Source organism: Cryobacterium sp. Hh38, assembly GCF_004403235.1.
Classification (GTDB): Bacteria; Actinomycetota; Actinomycetes; order Actinomycetales; family Microbacteriaceae; genus Cryobacterium; species Cryobacterium levicorallinum.
In genome coordinates, this window is the sequence record NZ_SOHD01000029.1 from 16,522 (window position 1) to 31,287 (window position 14,766).

14 protein-coding genes and 1 tRNA gene are annotated in these 14,766 nt (G+C 65.0%); 11 read left to right on the forward strand and 4 right to left on the reverse strand.

All coding sequences use genetic code 11. The annotated features are described in order from the left end of the window. Positions 1 to 646 precede the first annotated feature (646 nt). The 3 genes from E3T41_RS10565 to E3T41_RS10575 all read left to right on the forward strand — a co-directional run bounded on the left by E3T41_RS10565 (position 647) and on the right by E3T41_RS10575 (position 3,482). On the forward strand, positions 647 to 1,585 hold the full coding sequence (locus tag E3T41_RS10565; protein ID WP_370257539.1) for an ABC transporter ATP-binding protein: 939 nt from the start codon (positions 647 to 649) through the stop codon (positions 1,583 to 1,585). Beyond that, positions 1,561 to 3,135 carry a hypothetical protein gene (locus E3T41_RS10570; protein WP_092449387.1) on the forward strand — a complete coding sequence of 525 codons (1,575 nt, stop codon included), beginning with the start codon at positions 1,561 to 1,563 and terminating at the stop codon, positions 3,133 to 3,135. The genes E3T41_RS10565 and E3T41_RS10570 overlap by 25 nt, the downstream gene beginning before the upstream one ends. A 62-nt stretch (positions 3,136 to 3,197) precedes the next feature. Further along, a complete protein-coding gene (locus E3T41_RS10575) occupies positions 3,198 to 3,482 on the forward strand; it encodes a DUF3039 domain-containing protein (RefSeq protein WP_092449385.1) in 285 nt (94 codons plus the stop codon). A gap of 18 nt (positions 3,483 to 3,500) precedes the next feature. Here E3T41_RS10575 and E3T41_RS10580 read toward each other — a convergent pair whose 3' ends face one another. Continuing rightward, positions 3,501 to 4,772 (reverse strand): nicotinate phosphoribosyltransferase, encoded by a 1,272-nt coding sequence (locus tag E3T41_RS10580; RefSeq protein ID WP_233195346.1) that lies wholly within the window; start codon positions 4,770 to 4,772, stop codon positions 3,501 to 3,503. Positions 4,773 to 4,919: 147 nt separating this feature from the next. Here E3T41_RS10580 and murI point away from each other — a divergent pair, with 147 nt between their 5' ends. The 4 genes from murI to E3T41_RS10600 are packed head-to-tail and all read left to right on the forward strand — an operon-like array spanning position 4,920 to position 8,083. Then, a complete protein-coding gene (murI, locus tag E3T41_RS10585) occupies positions 4,920 to 5,777 on the forward strand; it encodes a glutamate racemase (RefSeq protein ID WP_104132669.1) in 858 nt (285 codons plus the stop codon). A gap of 9 nt (positions 5,778 to 5,786) precedes the next feature. Next, positions 5,787 to 6,521, forward strand: coding sequence for a ribonuclease PH (gene rph / locus E3T41_RS10590; RefSeq protein ID WP_104132668.1), 735 nt, complete (start codon positions 5,787 to 5,789; stop codon positions 6,519 to 6,521). A 3-nt stretch (positions 6,522 to 6,524) separates the two neighbouring features. Further along, complete coding sequence (rdgB, locus tag E3T41_RS10595; RefSeq protein WP_092449379.1) at positions 6,525 to 7,115, forward strand: RdgB/HAM1 family non-canonical purine NTP pyrophosphatase; 591 nt, start codon at positions 6,525 to 6,527, stop codon at positions 7,113 to 7,115. Positions 7,116 to 7,174: 59 nt separating this feature from the next. Then, positions 7,175 to 8,083 carry a cation diffusion facilitator family transporter gene (locus E3T41_RS10600; protein ID WP_104132667.1) on the forward strand — a complete coding sequence of 303 codons (909 nt, stop codon included), beginning with the start codon at positions 7,175 to 7,177 and terminating at the stop codon, positions 8,081 to 8,083. A 33-nt stretch (positions 8,084 to 8,116) separates the two neighbouring features. On the opposite strand, the gene E3T41_RS10605 is transcribed toward E3T41_RS10600, so the two are convergent. The 3 genes from E3T41_RS10605 to E3T41_RS10615 all read right to left on the reverse strand — a co-directional run bounded on the left by E3T41_RS10605 (position 8,117) and on the right by E3T41_RS10615 (position 10,041). Further along, positions 8,117 to 8,854, reverse strand: a complete 738-nt coding sequence (locus tag E3T41_RS10605; protein WP_092449375.1) for a DedA family protein — start codon at positions 8,852 to 8,854, stop codon at positions 8,117 to 8,119. A gap of 136 nt (positions 8,855 to 8,990) precedes the next feature. Next, a tRNA-Leu gene (locus E3T41_RS10610) sits at positions 8,991 to 9,072 on the reverse strand. A gap of 15 nt (positions 9,073 to 9,087) precedes the next feature. Further along, complete coding sequence (locus E3T41_RS10615; protein WP_198415547.1) at positions 9,088 to 10,041, reverse strand: LysR family transcriptional regulator; 954 nt, start codon at positions 10,039 to 10,041, stop codon at positions 9,088 to 9,090. Positions 10,042 to 10,200: 159 nt separating this feature from the next. Here E3T41_RS10615 and E3T41_RS10620 point away from each other — a divergent pair, with 159 nt between their 5' ends. From E3T41_RS10620 to E3T41_RS10635, 4 genes are all read left to right on the forward strand, one after another. Continuing rightward, positions 10,201 to 11,607 carry an MFS transporter gene (locus tag E3T41_RS10620; RefSeq protein ID WP_092449371.1) on the forward strand — a complete coding sequence of 469 codons (1,407 nt, stop codon included), beginning with the start codon at positions 10,201 to 10,203 and terminating at the stop codon, positions 11,605 to 11,607. A 163-nt stretch (positions 11,608 to 11,770) separates the two neighbouring features. Then, positions 11,771 to 12,535, forward strand: coding sequence for a 3-hydroxybutyrate dehydrogenase (locus E3T41_RS10625; protein ID WP_092449456.1), 765 nt, complete (start codon positions 11,771 to 11,773; stop codon positions 12,533 to 12,535). A gap of 133 nt (positions 12,536 to 12,668) precedes the next feature. Continuing rightward, a complete protein-coding gene (locus E3T41_RS10630; protein WP_134442692.1) occupies positions 12,669 to 13,901 on the forward strand; it encodes a CpaF family protein in 1,233 nt (410 codons plus the stop codon). Further along, positions 13,898 to 14,761 carry a type II secretion system F family protein gene (locus tag E3T41_RS10635; protein WP_134478516.1) on the forward strand — a complete coding sequence of 288 codons (864 nt, stop codon included), beginning with the start codon at positions 13,898 to 13,900 and terminating at the stop codon, positions 14,759 to 14,761. The genes E3T41_RS10630 and E3T41_RS10635 overlap by 4 nt, the downstream gene beginning before the upstream one ends. The last annotated feature ends 5 nt before the right edge of the window (positions 14,762 to 14,766 follow it).

A 14,766-nucleotide genomic window follows, 5' to 3' on the forward strand; every position in this document is an offset into this window, starting at 1 on the left:
AAGCGGCCTTCCGCGCCCTCAGGTCGGTGGTCCTTGGTAGGTTAGCTGAGTGACTTTTGTGCCGCTTAACTCCGAACCTGACGACGAATCTGTCACTGTCACTTCCGCTGAATCGAAAGCGCCTAACGCCGTGGAACGAAAGATCGTGGAACTCAACGCCGCGGGTCCGGCGGCAATTGAGTCAGCTCTCGTTGAACCAGCCACGCTGGAACCTCCCGTTCCGAAGCCGGCTGCGCGTAAACCTGCCGTGCGTAAACCTGCTGCGCGTAAACCAGCTGTACGCAAGCCAGCTGTACGCAAGCCAGCCGCTGGGGCATCGGCTGCGGCCACGGCTAAGAAATCGACCGCGCCTGAACCGAACGCATCAACCTCCTCTGACACAACGGCCACACCGGCCAAGCCGGCCGCACGCAAGCCGGCTGCACGCAAACCGACCGTGCGCAAGCCGGCGGTTCGAAAGGCATCCATCCCCGCGTCAACGACCGCTCCGGCACCATCCGCGGCCACGACGTCGTCGCTCGCCAACAGAGCGACCGACGAAACGACTCGTCCCTATGCGACGCGTGATGCGCTCCAGGACCGGCTCCGCACCGCTGCGCCCACAGACCCGGCCGCGCCGGATCCCCAGACCGAGGTTCTAGCCGAGCTGGAGCCACAGACCGAGGTTCCGGCCGAGCTAGAGCTACAGACCGAGGCTCAATCCGAGATTCAAACGGCGCCCCAGTCAGCGCCCAAAACGGCACCCAGAACGGCCCCTAAGGCCGGACCGAAGGCGAGCCTGAAGGCACAACCGAAGTCCGTGCTCGCATCCGTGGCCAAGCCGGCCCCGATTGTGATCGAGGCCCGTGGCCTGATCAAACGCTTCGGACAGACCATCGCGGTTTCCGACCTCAACCTGACTGTTCGTGCCGGGTCATTCTATGGCATCGTCGGACCGAACGGTGCCGGCAAGACCACGACACTGTCCATGATCACCGGGCTGCTTCGGCCGGCAGCCGGAACCGTCACCGTGCACGGAATCGACGTCTGGAAGCGACCCAACGACGCCAAGCGCGTCATCGGGGTGCTGCCCGATCGGCTTCGGCTGTTCGATCGGCTGACCGGGGCGCAGCTGCTTTATTACGCTGGCACGCTCCGCGGGCTCGACAACGACACTGTGCGTACCCGGTCGGCGGATTTGGCCGCGGCGTTCGGCCTCGAGGACGCACTCAACCGGCTGGTCGCCGACTACTCCGCCGGCATGACCAAGAAGATCGCCCTGGCCTGTGCCATGATCCATTCCCCCCGCGTACTCGTGCTCGATGAACCCTTCGAGTCGGTCGACCCGGTTTCCGCGGTCAACGTCACCGAAATTCTGCAGAAGTATGTTGCTGCCGGTGGCACCGTCGTGCTGTCCAGCCACGGTATGGATCTGATTCAGCGGGTCTGCGATCACGTCGCGATCATCGTGCAGGGGCGGGTCCTGGCTGCCGGCACCGTTGACGAGGTGCGTGGTCAGAAGACGCTCGAAGACCGGTTCGTTGAACTCGCCGGTGGGCGCAAGGTGGCGGAGGGCATGGAATGGTTGCACAATTTTTCGGATTGAAACTCCGGCTGCTCGCTAACCTATTTCGCCGGAGTCCCTGGCAGGTCGTCGGCCTGCTCGTCGGCCTGCTCTACGGGCTCGGCGTTGCCATCACTTTTCTCGTCGCCCTGATCTCCCTGCGATTCGTCGGTGACCCGGTTCTGATTCGTGATTCGCTCATCGTGGCCGGATCGGTGGTGGTGCTGGGCTTTCTGCTCATCCCGATCGTCGCCGGAATCGACGACAGCATGGACCCACGCAAGTTCGCCTTCCTGGGCATTCCGAATCGTTCCCTGTCGCTGGGCCTGGCAGGGTCGGCTCTCATCGGTGTTCCGGCCGTCACGCTGAGCATTGTTCTGCTCGGCACGGTGTTTACCTGGTCGCGTGGCGTGGGCCAGACGCTGCTCGCGCTCGTCTCAGCCGGACTCATCCTGGCCACCTGCATTCTGTTGTCGCGAGTGAGCGCATCCCTTGCAGCATTTCTGCTCTCCACCCGGCGTTCGCGAGAATTCACCGGCCTCATCGGAGTCGTCGTGCTGGTCATGATTTCCCCGGTGGTCGTGGTGCTGATCAGCACGGACTGGGCCCGGCACGGCCGTACCCTGCTCGGCACACTCGCCTCAATTCTGGGCTGGACGCCGCTCGGTGCAGCCTGGGCAGTGCCCGGGGACGCCTCCACTGGTGCCTGGGGCCCGGCCATTCTCAAGCTCGTGATCGCTGCAGCGTCGGTCTACACCCTGTGGTTGATCTGGCAGCTGGTCGTGGCGCGTATGCTCGTGTCGCCTGGTCGCGAAGCGGCAGCGAAGCAGTATTCTGGGCTGGGCTGGTTCGACCGCATGCCGCACAACGCCGTCGGCGCCATCGCGGCGCGCACCTTCACTTACTGGGCCCGTGACTCGCGCTACTGGGTATCGCTCATCATGATCCCGATCGTTCCGATTATCGCGGTCCTGCCACTCATTATCGCCGGTGTGCCCTTGCACTACCTCGCCTTGGTCCCGGTTCCGCTCATGTGCGTCTTCCTCGGCTGGACTATGCACAACGACGTCGCCTACGACAGCACGGCCATCTGGCTGCACGTTGCCTCCGGTACGCGCGGGGTAGCCGACCGCATCGGTCGGCTCGTTCCCGCATTGGTCATGGCCATCCCCGTTATCGGCATGGGGTCGGCCATCAGTATCTGGTTCTACGGAGACTGGACGGTGCTGCCATCCATGCTGGGAGTGAGCACCTGCATCCTTCTGGCCGGTCTGGGTTTTTCGAGCTACACCTCGACGAGGTTTCCGTACCCGGTCACGAAACCCGGCGACAGCCCGTTTGCGCAGCCGCAGGCCTCCGACACGGCAGCGGCTCTGGTGCAATCGTTGACCTTCACCGGCTCGATCGTTCTCGCGCTGCCCGCGCTCCTGTTCGCGTACCTGGGAATTACCGAGGATCCGGTCTGGCATCTGCGTAGCCTGGGAGCTGGAATCGGGCTCGGTCTGCTCGCCGTGATCGTCGGAATCTGGCTCGGCTCGCGCACCTTCGAACGACGTGGACCCGAGATGCTCGCCTCCGCGCAGCGCGCCTGATCACCACCTACCTGATCACCCCGTGCCAGCCCAGCCGGCCCGAGATTGCTTAGACTGGTGCCATGACTGAATTTCGCGCGAGCATTGCAGAACCCGGCCAGCCCGGCGGCGGAACGTCCACCCTCGACCGTGAGCTTGAAGAACTCATCAAGCAGGAGCAGCTTGAACCGGGCGACCACGAACGGTTTTCGCACTACGTCCCGAAAGACAAAATCATGGAGTCGGCCATTTCCGGCAAGCCGGTCAAGGCGCTGTGCGGCAAGAAGTGGTTGCCGGGGCGCGACCCGGAGAAGTTTCCGGTCTGCCCGACCTGCAAGGCCATCTACGAAAAGATGAAGGCCAAGTAGCAGGTAGTCCGGCCGCAGCTAGCGGTACGAGGTCGGAATAACAGCCTCGCCGCGCCCGAGCCGAAACGCTTCAATCGGCAATTCCTGCATAACGGATGCATTATGCGCGCGAGCGCGCAGGGTCCCGGCAGATCCCAGGTAGCGATTGTCGACAGTGCCGCCTTCGATGAGGGGCACGAGGAGTGTTCGTTCCAGTCCGCTGCGGGAATCGAACTGGGCAGCGGGCCCATGGTCGAGCACGACGATTTCTTCCTGCGCGATACCGGCGCCATCCACTCGGCGCAGTGCGCTCTTGCGTCCACCGATGGAGAGTTTCGCGGTTGAGGTCTTGGCAACGGAAATCCAGTCATCGCCGTGTCCCTTGTGTGCGACGAGCTTGTAGACCAGGCCGGCGGCCGGCTCGCCAGAACCGGTGACCACCGAGGTACCGACGCCAAAGGCGTCGACCGGGCTGGCCGACAAGGCAGCGATGGCGAACTCGTCGAGATCGCTCGTGACCGTGATCTTCGTGTTGACCGCGCCGAGCGCGTCAAGCTGGGCGCGCGCGGCGGCCACGACGGTGGGTAGATCCCCGGAGTCGATGCGGATTGAACCGAGGTCGGGGCCAGCGACCTTGACCGCCCGGGCGATGCCGGCGGGCACGTCGTAGGTGTCCACGAGCAGCGTCGTAGCCGCACCGAAGGCATCCACTTGCGCCTGGAATGCTTCTTCTTCGCTGTCGTGCAGCAAAATAAATGAGTGCGCGGCGGTGCCCATCGTTGGCAGGCCCCACTGGCGGCCGGCTTCGAGGTTGCTGGTCGAGGCGAAGCCGGCGATGAATGCGGCGCGGGCGGCAGCGACCGCCGAATGCTCATTGGTGCGGCGTGAGCCCATTTCGGCGATCGGGCGGCCGAGGCTGACCGAGACCATGCGCGCGGCCGCGCTCGCGACCGCGATGTCGTAGTTGAGCACGCTCAAAATGAGTGTCTCCAGAATGACGCCCTCGGCGAAGGTGCTTTCCACCAGCAGAAGCGGCGACCCGGGAAAGTAGGCTTCCCCTTCCTGATAGCCCCAGATGTTGCCGCTGAAGGAGTAATTGGCGAGATAGTCGAGGGTGGGCGTGCGCACGACCCCGTTCTGCTCCAGCCAGGTCAGTTCTTCGGTTTCGAAGCGAAACTGCCGAATCAGGTCCAGCAGTCGGCCGGTGCCGGCGACGATGCCATAGCGGCGGCCCGCCGGCAGGCGCCGGGCGAAGGCCTCGAACATGCACTCGCGATCGGCGGTCCCACTTTGGATTGCGGCGTCGACCATCGTGAGTTCGTAGCGGTCGGTTCGCAGTGCCGGTGAGTGCAGTGCCGGCGTGCGGGCGGCCGGGTCGCCATCTGCGGGAACGGGGAAAGTGGGGGACGGGGTCACCCGGCACAGCTTATCCGCTCGGTCGGGCTAGGCTTGATCTTTGTGACGGATGCGCCGATTGGTATTTTCGATTCCGGAGTGGGCGGCCTGACCGTCGCCCGGGCGATCAAGGACCAGTTACCGAACGAATCCATCCTTTATATCGGCGATACGGCGCACTCGCCCTACGGCTCGAAGAAGATCGCCGATGTGCGCGGTTTCGCACTCGACGTGCTCGATGACCTCGTCGCCCAGGACGTGAAACTGCTCGTCATTGCCTGCAACACGGCGTCGGCGGCCATGCTGCGCGATGCCCGCGAACGCTACAGCGTTCCGGTGATTGAAGTCATCCAGCCCGCAGTTCGGCGTGCGGTCGTGACCACGCGTAACCAGCGGGTCGGGGTGATCGGAACGGTCGGCACCGTCAACTCCCGCGCCTACAACGATGCCTTTGCTGCGGCGCCCCAAATCTCCCTGTTCAGCCAGGCTTGTCCCCGTTTTGTGGAGTTCGTCGAGGCCGGTGTCACGACCGGCGCCGAGCTGCTCGCCGTCGCCGAGGAATACCTCGCACCGCTGCGCGCGGCCGAGGTCGACACCCTGGTGCTCGGCTGTACCCACTATCCGTTCCTGCGCGGCGCGATCTCATATGTCATGGGGGAGGGCGTGACTCTGGTCTCCAGCGACACCGAAACCGCCAACGACGTCTACCGGGTGCTGGTCAGCCAGGGGCTCGAACGTGGCCGCACGAGTCCGCCGACCTATCGCTACGAGGCCACCGGTGACAGCGCCGAGGATTTTCTGGCCCTCGCTCATCGCCTGATCGGCCCCGAAATCAACCGGGTCGAACTGATCGAAACCGGCGCGATCAATCTGAGCGCACTCGCATCGCCACCCTTTTCCGTCTTGAACCCGAACCACTAGGAGTACACCGTGACCGAAACCCTGCGCGCCGACGGGCGCACCAACGACGAACTGCGCCCGATCACGATCGAGCGCGGCTGGAGCGACCAGGCCGAAGGATCGGCACTGATCTCCTACGGGCGCACCAAGGTGCTCTGCACGGCATCGTTCACCAATGGCGTTCCGCGCTGGATGAGCGGCAAGGGCAAGGGCTGGGTCACTGCCGAATACTCGATGCTGCCCCGCTCGACCAACAGCCGCATGGACCGCGAATCGGTTAAGGGCAAGATCGGCGGCCGCACCCACGAGATCAGCCGCTTGATCGGCCGCAGCCTGCGCGCTGTCGTCGATATGAAGGCGCTGGGCGAGAACACCCTGGTGCTCGACTGTGACGTGCTGCAGGCCGACGGCGGCACCCGCACCGCGGCCATCACGGGCGCCTACGTGGCCCTCGCTGACGCGCTTGAGTGGGGTCGCAGCAAGAAGTTCATCTCGCAGAAGGCGCAGCCGCTCATCGACAGCGTCTCGGCCGTGTCAGTTGGCATCATCGGTGGTGTCCCCATGCTCGATCTGGCCTACACCGAAGACGTGCGAGCCGACACCGACATGAACGTGGTCGTGACCGGTCGGGGCAAATTCGTCGAGGTGCAGGGCACCGCCGAGGCGGCACCGTTTGACCGCAGTGAACTCGACACGTTGCTCGATCTGGCGCTGAAGGGCGCCGTCACCCTGACCGAGTTTCAGACCAGCGCGCTGGGGAACTGACACGTGCAGATCGTTCTCGCCACGCACAACGCCCACAAGGTTGAAGAGCTGCGGCGCATCCTGGCCCCACAGCTTCCGGGCGTTGAGGTGCTCGCCTACGACGGCCCCGAGCCGGTCGAAGACGGCGTCAGTTTCACCGAGAACGCCCTGATCAAGGCCCGTGCTGCCGCGGCGCACACCGGGCTGCCGGCCATTGCCGACGATTCCGGCATCTGTGTCGATATTCTCGGCGGAGCGCCCGGCATCTTTTCTGCGCGCTGGTCTGGCCCGGCCAAAGATGCTGGCGAGAATCTGCGCCTGTTGCTCTGGCAGCTCAGCGACGTTCCCGAGCAGCACCGCGACGCGCACTTCACCTGCGTGGCAGCCCTCGCGCTGCCCGACGGCACCGAACGTGCCGTGACCGGCGAATGGCCGGGGCAGCTTCTGTTCGAACCGGCCGGCGAGAATGGATTCGGGTACGACCCGATCTTTCTGCCGGAGGGCTATGCCATCTCGGCCGCCGAACTCTCGGGGCACGTGAAAAACCAGGTTAGCCATCGGGCGATCGCCTTCGAGGGTCTCGTTCCGGTACTGCGCGAGGTGCTCGGCAGCTGATTCACTGCCAACTCGCCGGGCGGCTGGCGAGCAGCCCACCACGGCCCTAACCTTGTGCCATGGGCCACGATCACGCGCACGGCACCGGATCGAATCGGAGGCGTTTGTCGATCGCCATCGGCATCGTGGGTTCCGTTCTGGTGCTCGAGGTACTGGGAGCCTGGCTGACCGGCTCGCTCGCCCTGTTGGCCGACGCCGGGCACATGCTCTCCGACCTGTTCGGGCTCATCGTCGCGTTGACCGCCACCCTGGTCGCGGCAAGGCCAGCCACGGACCGGGCCACCTTCGGCTTTCAGCGCGCTGAGGTATTCGGCGCGCTCATCAATGGTCTGATCCTGCTCGTGGTGGCCGGTGTCGTCTCCGTCGCGGCGGTGCTGCGGCTGGTGCGCCCGAGCGACACGGAGGTGCTCGGCACTCCGATGCTCGTCGTTGCGATCATCGGTCTCGCCGCGAACGTGGCGGCTATGGTGCTGCTGCGTCCGGCCGCCGCCGGGTCGATCAACATGCGTGGCGCCTACCTCGAGGTGCTCGGTGACGCTCTCGGGTCGGTAGCTGTGATCGTCGCGGCCATCGTCATCCTCTTGACCGGTTTTGCGGGGGCGGATGCTGTCGCTTCGCTGGTCATCGCCGGAATGATCGTGCCGCGCGCTTACTTCTTGCTGCGGGACGTCGTGCGGGTGTTCAGTCAGTCAACACCGGCCGACACGGACGTGTCCGAGATTCGGCGCCACCTGCTCGGTACCACTGGTGTCGTCGCCGTGCACGACGTGCACGTTTGGGCCATTACGAGCGGCGCGCACGTGTTCACCGCCCACGTCGTCGTCGAACCGACGGTGCTCGCTGCCGGCACGGGCACCCTGCTCGACGAGCTGTCGGGGTGCCTGGCGAAGCATTTCGACGTCGCCCACTCCACCTTTCAGCTGGAACCGTCCGAGCACGCCGAGCACGAAGACCAGCAGCACCGCTGAGCTGATCAGAACCAGTTGATCAGAAGCAGCTGATCAGACCTCGTGCCGGCCGGAGTGGTTCGTCTTGAACGTGTCGGGGTCGAGCAGGTGGCTGCCGGTGGCTTCGCTGGGCCGATCGCGCAGGCGACGGGCCTTCACGACCGACTGCACGTAGTGGTACACCGTCGGGATCAGGGTGATCACGACGGCACCGATTAGGATCAGGTCGATGTAGGCCGTCACGAAGTCAGCGACCGGCGGAATGTAGCCGAGAAAATAGCCTGCAAGGGTCAGCCCGGTTCCCCAGAGCAGGGCACCGATCAGGTTGTACAGGGTGTACTTGCGGTAGTCCATGTGGCCGACACCGGCGGCGACCGGGGCAAAGGTACGCACGATCGGCACAAACCGGGCCACGATGACGGCGACGCCGCCGAAACGCACGAAGAATGCATTGGTGCGGTCGACGTTTTTAATGCTGAACAGGCCGGATTCCTTGCGTTCGAAGACGCGCGGGCCGAACTTATGACCGATGAGGTAGCCGACCTCGCCGCCGAGAAATGCCGCAAAGCCGATGGCCAGTGCGACCCACCAGATGTCGATCTGAATCACGCCGGCTGCGGGGAACGCGAGTAGGCCGGTGATGATCAACAGCGTGTCCCCGGGGAGGAGAAATCCGACGAGCAATCCGGTCTCGGCGAAGACGATGGCACAGACGACGAGCAGCGCCCACGGACCGGCCGATTCGATGATCTGGGTCGGGTCGAGCCAGGGAATCAGTGCGGTGGGATTCATGCAGGGAACTCCAGTTGGCGGCGGGCATTTATCGGGTGAGTGCAGCGGATAACGAGCCCAGAGTATCGCGCAATCGTGGGAAATTGCCCGGCCGCTCCGCCCCGGCATTAGGGGGAGGTGACGCCCGATGACCGTGTGCGGGAGAGGGGACTTGAACCCCCACGCTCGAAAGCACAGGAACCTAAATCCTGCGTGTCTGCCAATTCCACCACTCCCGCCGGTGTGCTCCTAGTCTAGACGGCCAGTTGCGCGGCAGGATCTCGCTGGCCGTCGTGATGACCAAGCAACGCCGCGGCATACGATTCCATCTGGGCACGCAGGGCGCCCACCAGTGCCGCCACGGCGGGCAGCCGCAGCGATTCGGTGCGCAATACCATCCAGTACGGCAGTCGCTCCTGAAAACTTTGCGGCAGCACCCGTACCAGATCAGCGTGCTGATCGGCCATGAAACACGGCAGGAAGCCGATTCCAGCGCCGGCCCTGGTGCCCTCGACATGCACGAAGACGTTCGTCGAGCTGAGCGACTCCCGCATCTGCGGTACCAGCCGCCTGGGCGCGTCGAGATCGTCGACCTGCAGCATCGAATCCACAAAATAGACGAGCGGATGCTGCGTCAGCTCCTCCACCGTCGTCGGAGTGCCGTGTTCGGCCAGGTACGGCCGGGAGGCGTACATACCGAGGTGGTAATAGCCGAGCAGGATCGATTCGGCCCGGTGCACCTGCGGCTCACCGACCACGACCTCGATATCCAGGCCGGAGCGGTGCTGCAGGGCGCGACGTGTCACGGTGACGATTTCAACTCGCAGCAGCGGATGCCGTCGCTGTAGCGCTGCCACGGCCGGGGCGGCGATGTAGGCGCTAAACCCGTCGGTGGCCGACATGCGCACCACTCCGGACAGCTGCGGGGAATCTGTCGCGGAGCTGCGCAGCAGGGTGAGCGCCGATTCGACGCCTTCGGCCGCAGTCAGGGCTCGGTGTCCGAGCTCGGTCAACTCCCAGCCGCCGACAGCGCGGGCCAACAGACGACCGTCGAGCGCCTTCTCCAGAGCGGCGATCCGCCGGGACACCGTGGTGTGGTTGAGGCCCAGGCCCTCGGCGGCGGTCGTGAAACGCCCGGTGCGGGCAACGGCCAGAAAGATCAGCAGATCATCGGGGTGTGGGTCGGTACCAGCCGGTTCAAAGGTCATATCTGCAATTATGCACACGCGCTCTGTCATTTTGACTCTTGTTGCCCGGCCGTCCTGCGGGAATACTCAGTCAGGTCGTGCTTCAGCCAGGCGGCCGAAATCTTCCGCGCACTTCTCACCGCACAGCACGTGTCATTGACGACACAAAGGAGACAGACAATGAGTGTCAATCAACGCGTTGGGGCTGCCGATTCCGGTAAGACCACGCCAACCGCCGGCAGCGAAACTGAAAAGTCCGGCCTCAAGAAGATCGTCGCCGCGTCGATGGTGGGCACGGTCGTGGAATGGTATGAGTTCTTTCTCTATGCCACGGCCGCGAGCCTGGTCTTCGGCACGGTCTTCTTCCCGAACGCCGGCAGTGAGCTGGACGGCATTATCGCCGCCTTCCTCACCTACGCCGTCGGGTTCATTGCGCGGCCTTTGGGCGGCATCGTGTTCGGCCAGATCGGTGACAAACTCGGTCGCAAGCACACCCTGCAGGTGACGATCATCATGGTTGGTGCCGCCACCTTCCTCATGGGCTGCCTGCCCGGCTTCGACACCATCGGCTACTGGGCCCCCGCGCTGCTCGTGGCCCTCCGCTTCATCCAGGGCTTCGCCGTCGGTGGCGAGTGGGGCGGCGCCGTTCTGCTCGTCGCCGAGCACAGCCCGAACGCGTCGCGTGGCTTCTGGTCAAGCTGGCCGCAGGCCGCCGTTCCGGTGGGCAACCTGCTCGCCACCCTCGTGCTGCTGACCATGACCTGGCTCCTTCCGCCCGAGCAGTTCCTCAGCTGGGGCTGGCGTGTGGCGTTCTGGCTCTCCGCGATCATCGTCGTGATCGGCTACTACATTCGCACCCACGTCAGCGAAGCCCCGATCTTTCTCGAGGCCCGTGCCCAGGTTGAGGCCGAGAAGGCCGTCAACTATGGCGTGCTCGAGGTCGTGAAGAAGTACCCCAAGGGAATCCTCGGAGCCATGGGTCTGCGCTTCGCCGAAAACATCCTGTACTACATCATCGTGAGTTTCTCGATCGTCTATTTGAAGACGGTGCACGAGTACGACACGGGCCAGCTGCTGATCGCCCTGCTGATCGCCCACGTCGTGCACTTCATCGTGATTCCGCAGGTCGGCCGCCTTTCGGACCGCCTCGGCCGTAAGCCCGTCTACCTCGCCGGTGCCGTGCTAGGTGCCAGCTGGGCATTCTTCGCCTTCCCCATGTTCGACACGCTGAACCCGGTGCTCATCATTCTCGCCGTCACGGTCGGGCTCTGCTTCCACGCCCTGATGTATGCCGGTCAGCCCGCGATCATGAGCGAAATGTTCCCGACTCGGATGCGCTACTCCGGGGTATCACTCGGCTACCAGGTCACGTCGATTCTGGCCGGGTCGATGGCGCCGATCATTGCCGCCGCGCTGCTGCAGCAGTACAACACGTGGGTTCCCGTCGCGATCTACATCATGATCGCCTGCGCGATCACCGTGGTCGCCGTCGTCACCCTGAAGGAGACCAAGGGGGCATCGCTGCGCGAGGTCGACGCGGTCGACGCCCGCAAGCATGGGCTCGAGCCCGCCTCCTCCGGCAACTGACCGGCTCAACTCATTCGATCGTCTGAGGTGGGGCGCCGTGGGTGCCCCGCCTCAGACCGACCCACCCTGCAGCGATCGCGCAACCAAAAGGAACCAAATGACTGATCTCACCGACGCCGTCAGCGCCAACACCTTCCTTGCCAGCAGCGTCTCCGTTCGAACCCTGAGCCAGCCCCTCGCCGGTCGTCGCGCCTTCGTCACCGGCGGGGCGAGCGGAATCGGCGCGGCCGTCGTTCGAACGCTCGCCGCTCGGGGCGCGCACGTCGTCGTCGCCGACATCGACACAGCGGAGGCGACCGCCCTGGCCGAGGAGGTCGGTGGATCAATCTGGACCGTCAACCTGATGGCCACCGAGGCCCTCACCGATAACGCTCTTGCCACTGCTCTCGACGGCGTCGACATTCTGGTCAATAACGCGGGAATTCAGCGGATCAATCCGATCCAGGACTTCAATCCGGCCGATTTTCACAACATTCTCACGCTTATGCTGGAGGCCCCGTTCCTGTTGATTCGGGCCGTACTGCCGCAGATGTACGCGGCGAACTTTGGGCGCATCATCAACGTGTCCTCGGTGCACGGCATTCGTGCCTCGCCGTTCAAGAGTGCCTATGTCTCGGCCAAGCACGGGCTTGAAGGCCTGTCCAAGGTGACCGCCCTCGAGGGCGGGGCGCACGGAGTGACGAGCAACTGCGTGGCCCCCGGTTACGTGCGCACCCCCCTGGTCGAGAAGCAGATCACCGACCAGGCTCTGGTGCACGGTATTCCGGAGGCCGAGGTGCTCAGCAAGATCATGCTCACCGAGAGCGCGATCAAACGACTGGTTGAACCAGCCGAGGTCGGGTCGCTCGTGGCCTGGCTCGCCTCCGACGATGCTGCCATGGTCACCGGGTCGAGCTACACGATGGACGGCGGCTGGTCAGCGCGCTGACGCTGGGTCGATCGCTGATAATCGCAACGGATGCCCGGCATCCGTTGCAACCATTTTTGGGGCTCGGGGCACCTAAAAACAAGCCCTGTGGATAACTTATACGCAGAACGGCAAATGAGGCCATTATACGGGGATGACCGAAGCCGTTCGTATCATCACAGAGCAAGTGCGATCGCGGGTGCGCCGCGAGGGCGTCGACCTGGCGGCCAATAACGCGCTGGTCGAGCAGTACGTGCGCGACGAACTGCGCCGGTACAGCGAGCGGGCGCTCAGCGGGCTCGCGCCGATGATCGCCGACGAGCACCAGGCCGCCCGCGAGGTTGTGGCCGCGCTGACCGGTTTCGGCGTCTTGCAGCCGTTTCTGGATGATCCGGAGATCGAAGAGATTTGGATCAATGGCCCGGCCCGGGTATTCGTCGCCCGCGACGGGGTCCCAGAGCTGACCACGCTGCTGCTCGGCGAGCAGGACGTGCGCGACCTCGTTGAGCGGATGCTGCAGGCCTCCGGTCGCCGAGTCGACCTCTCGTCGCCGTTCGTCGACGCCTCGCTACCGGACGGTTCCCGACTTCACGTCGTGATCCCAGATATAACGCGAAAATATTGGGCGGTGAACATCCGCAAGTTCACCCGGCGTATTCGCGATCTGAACCAGCTCGTCGGGCTCGGCTCACTCACCCAGCAGGCCGCCGATTTTCTGCGGATCTGCGTGCTCGGCGGCCAGAATATTCTGGTCTCCGGCGCCACCCAGACCGGCAAGACCACGATGCTGAACGCCTTGCTCTCGTCGACGCGGCCGGGTGAGCGCATCGTGACCGTCGAGGAGACCTTCGAACTCGATCTGTCGGCCCGAGACGTCGTCGCGATGCAGTGCCGGCAGCCCAGCCTCGAGGGCACCGGCGAAATCACCCTGCGCCGCCTGATCAAGGAATCCCTGCGCATGCGGCCCGACCGGCTAGTGGTCGGTGAGGTGCGCGAGGCTGAAAGCCTCGACCTGCTGATCGCCCTTAATAGCGGGCTCCCCGGAATGTGCTCGATTCATGCCAACAGTGCCAGGGACGCGCTGGCCAAGCTCTCCACCCTGCCGCTGCTGGCCGGCCGCAACATCGACTCGTCGTTCGTGCTGCCGACGGTGGCCGGCTGCATCGACATCGTGGTGCACTGCGAGATTGATCGGCACGGCCGTCGCCGGGTCACCGAGATCATTGCGCCGAGCGGCCAACTGGCCGGCTCGACGATCGAGGCGAGCCCCCTGTTTCTGTCCCCGCACGGGCACCTCGAGCCGACCGGCTCGCATCCCACCAAGCTCGCCAAATTTCGTGCCGCCGGCGTCGACCCGGCACTGGTGTTGCGGCAGGGTGCCGCATGACTCTCGTGCTGGGGTGCCTGCTCGGGAGTGGGCTCGTGCTGCTGCTGGCGCCGTGTCTCTGGCCGGCCGGCGCTGTATCCGCGGGAGGCCGGGCGGGCGCCGGGGAGCGGATGCGGGTGCGCCTGGTTCAGGGCGGGCTGCGGTCGGTGCCGGTGTCGGCGTTCCTGGCGGTGTCGACGATCGTGGGTGTGGCATCCGCTGCCCTGATGCAGGGCCTGTTCGCCGTACAGGCCCTGAGCGCCGTCGCCGGACTGGTCGGAGTGCTGCTGCCGTGGCTGATCGTCTCGTGGCGGGCCGCGGCCCGGCGCCGGGCCAATCGCACGGTCTGGCCCGATGTCGTCGATCATCTCGTGTCGGCACTGCGTTCCGGGCTGGCCCTGCCCGACAGCGTGAGTAGCCTCGCTCAGGCCGGACCGGTGGCCACCCGCACGGCGTTTGCCCAGTTCGAGCGGGAGTACCGGGCCACCGGCAATTTCAGCTACTGCGTCGACGAACTCAAACGCTCCCTCGCCGATCCGGTCGCCGATCGCATCCTGGAAACCCTGCGCATGGCCCGGGAAGTGGGTGGAAGCGACCTCACCGTGGTGCTGCGCAGCCTCGCAGCCTGGCTACGACAGGATGCCGCGGTACGGCTCGAAGTTGAGGCGCGGCAGTCCTGGGTCGTCAATGCGGCCCGACTGGGGGTGGCCGCACCGTGGATTATCCTGGTGCTGCTCGCGTCCCGCCCGGAGGCTGCCGTCGCCTACAACTCGCCGGCTGGCGTCGCCGTGATCGCGAGCGGCCTGGCCCTGTCAATCGTGGCCTACCGGGTCATGCTCGCGCTCGGCCGGCTGCCGGAGGAACGCCGATGGTTCGCGTAGCCGGC

Bases quoted from the DNA above. Each gene is read 5' to 3' on its own strand.
- E3T41_RS10570 (WP_092449387.1), top strand. From the start codon at position 1,561: ATGGTTGCACAATTTTTCGGATTGAAACTCCGGCTGCTCGCTAACCTA.
- E3T41_RS10575 (WP_092449385.1), top strand. From the start codon at position 3,198: ATGACTGAATTTCGCGCGAGCATTGCAGAACCCGGCCAGCCCGGCGGC.
- E3T41_RS10580 (WP_233195346.1), bottom strand. From the start codon at position 4,772: ATGGTCGACGCCGCAATCCAAAGTGGGACCGCCGATCGCGAGTGCATG.
- E3T41_RS10600 (WP_104132667.1), top strand. From the start codon at position 7,175: ATGGGCCACGATCACGCGCACGGCACCGGATCGAATCGGAGGCGTTTG.
- E3T41_RS10605 (WP_092449375.1), bottom strand. From the start codon at position 8,854: ATGAATCCCACCGCACTGATTCCCTGGCTCGACCCGACCCAGATCATC.
- E3T41_RS10615 (WP_198415547.1), bottom strand. From the start codon at position 10,041: ATGACCTTTGAACCGGCTGGTACCGACCCACACCCCGATGATCTGCTG.
- E3T41_RS10620 (WP_092449371.1), top strand. From the start codon at position 10,201: ATGAGTGTCAATCAACGCGTTGGGGCTGCCGATTCCGGTAAGACCACG.
- E3T41_RS10630 (WP_134442692.1), top strand. From the start codon at position 12,669: ATGACCGAAGCCGTTCGTATCATCACAGAGCAAGTGCGATCGCGGGTG.
- E3T41_RS10635 (WP_134478516.1), top strand. From the start codon at position 13,898: ATGACTCTCGTGCTGGGGTGCCTGCTCGGGAGTGGGCTCGTGCTGCTG.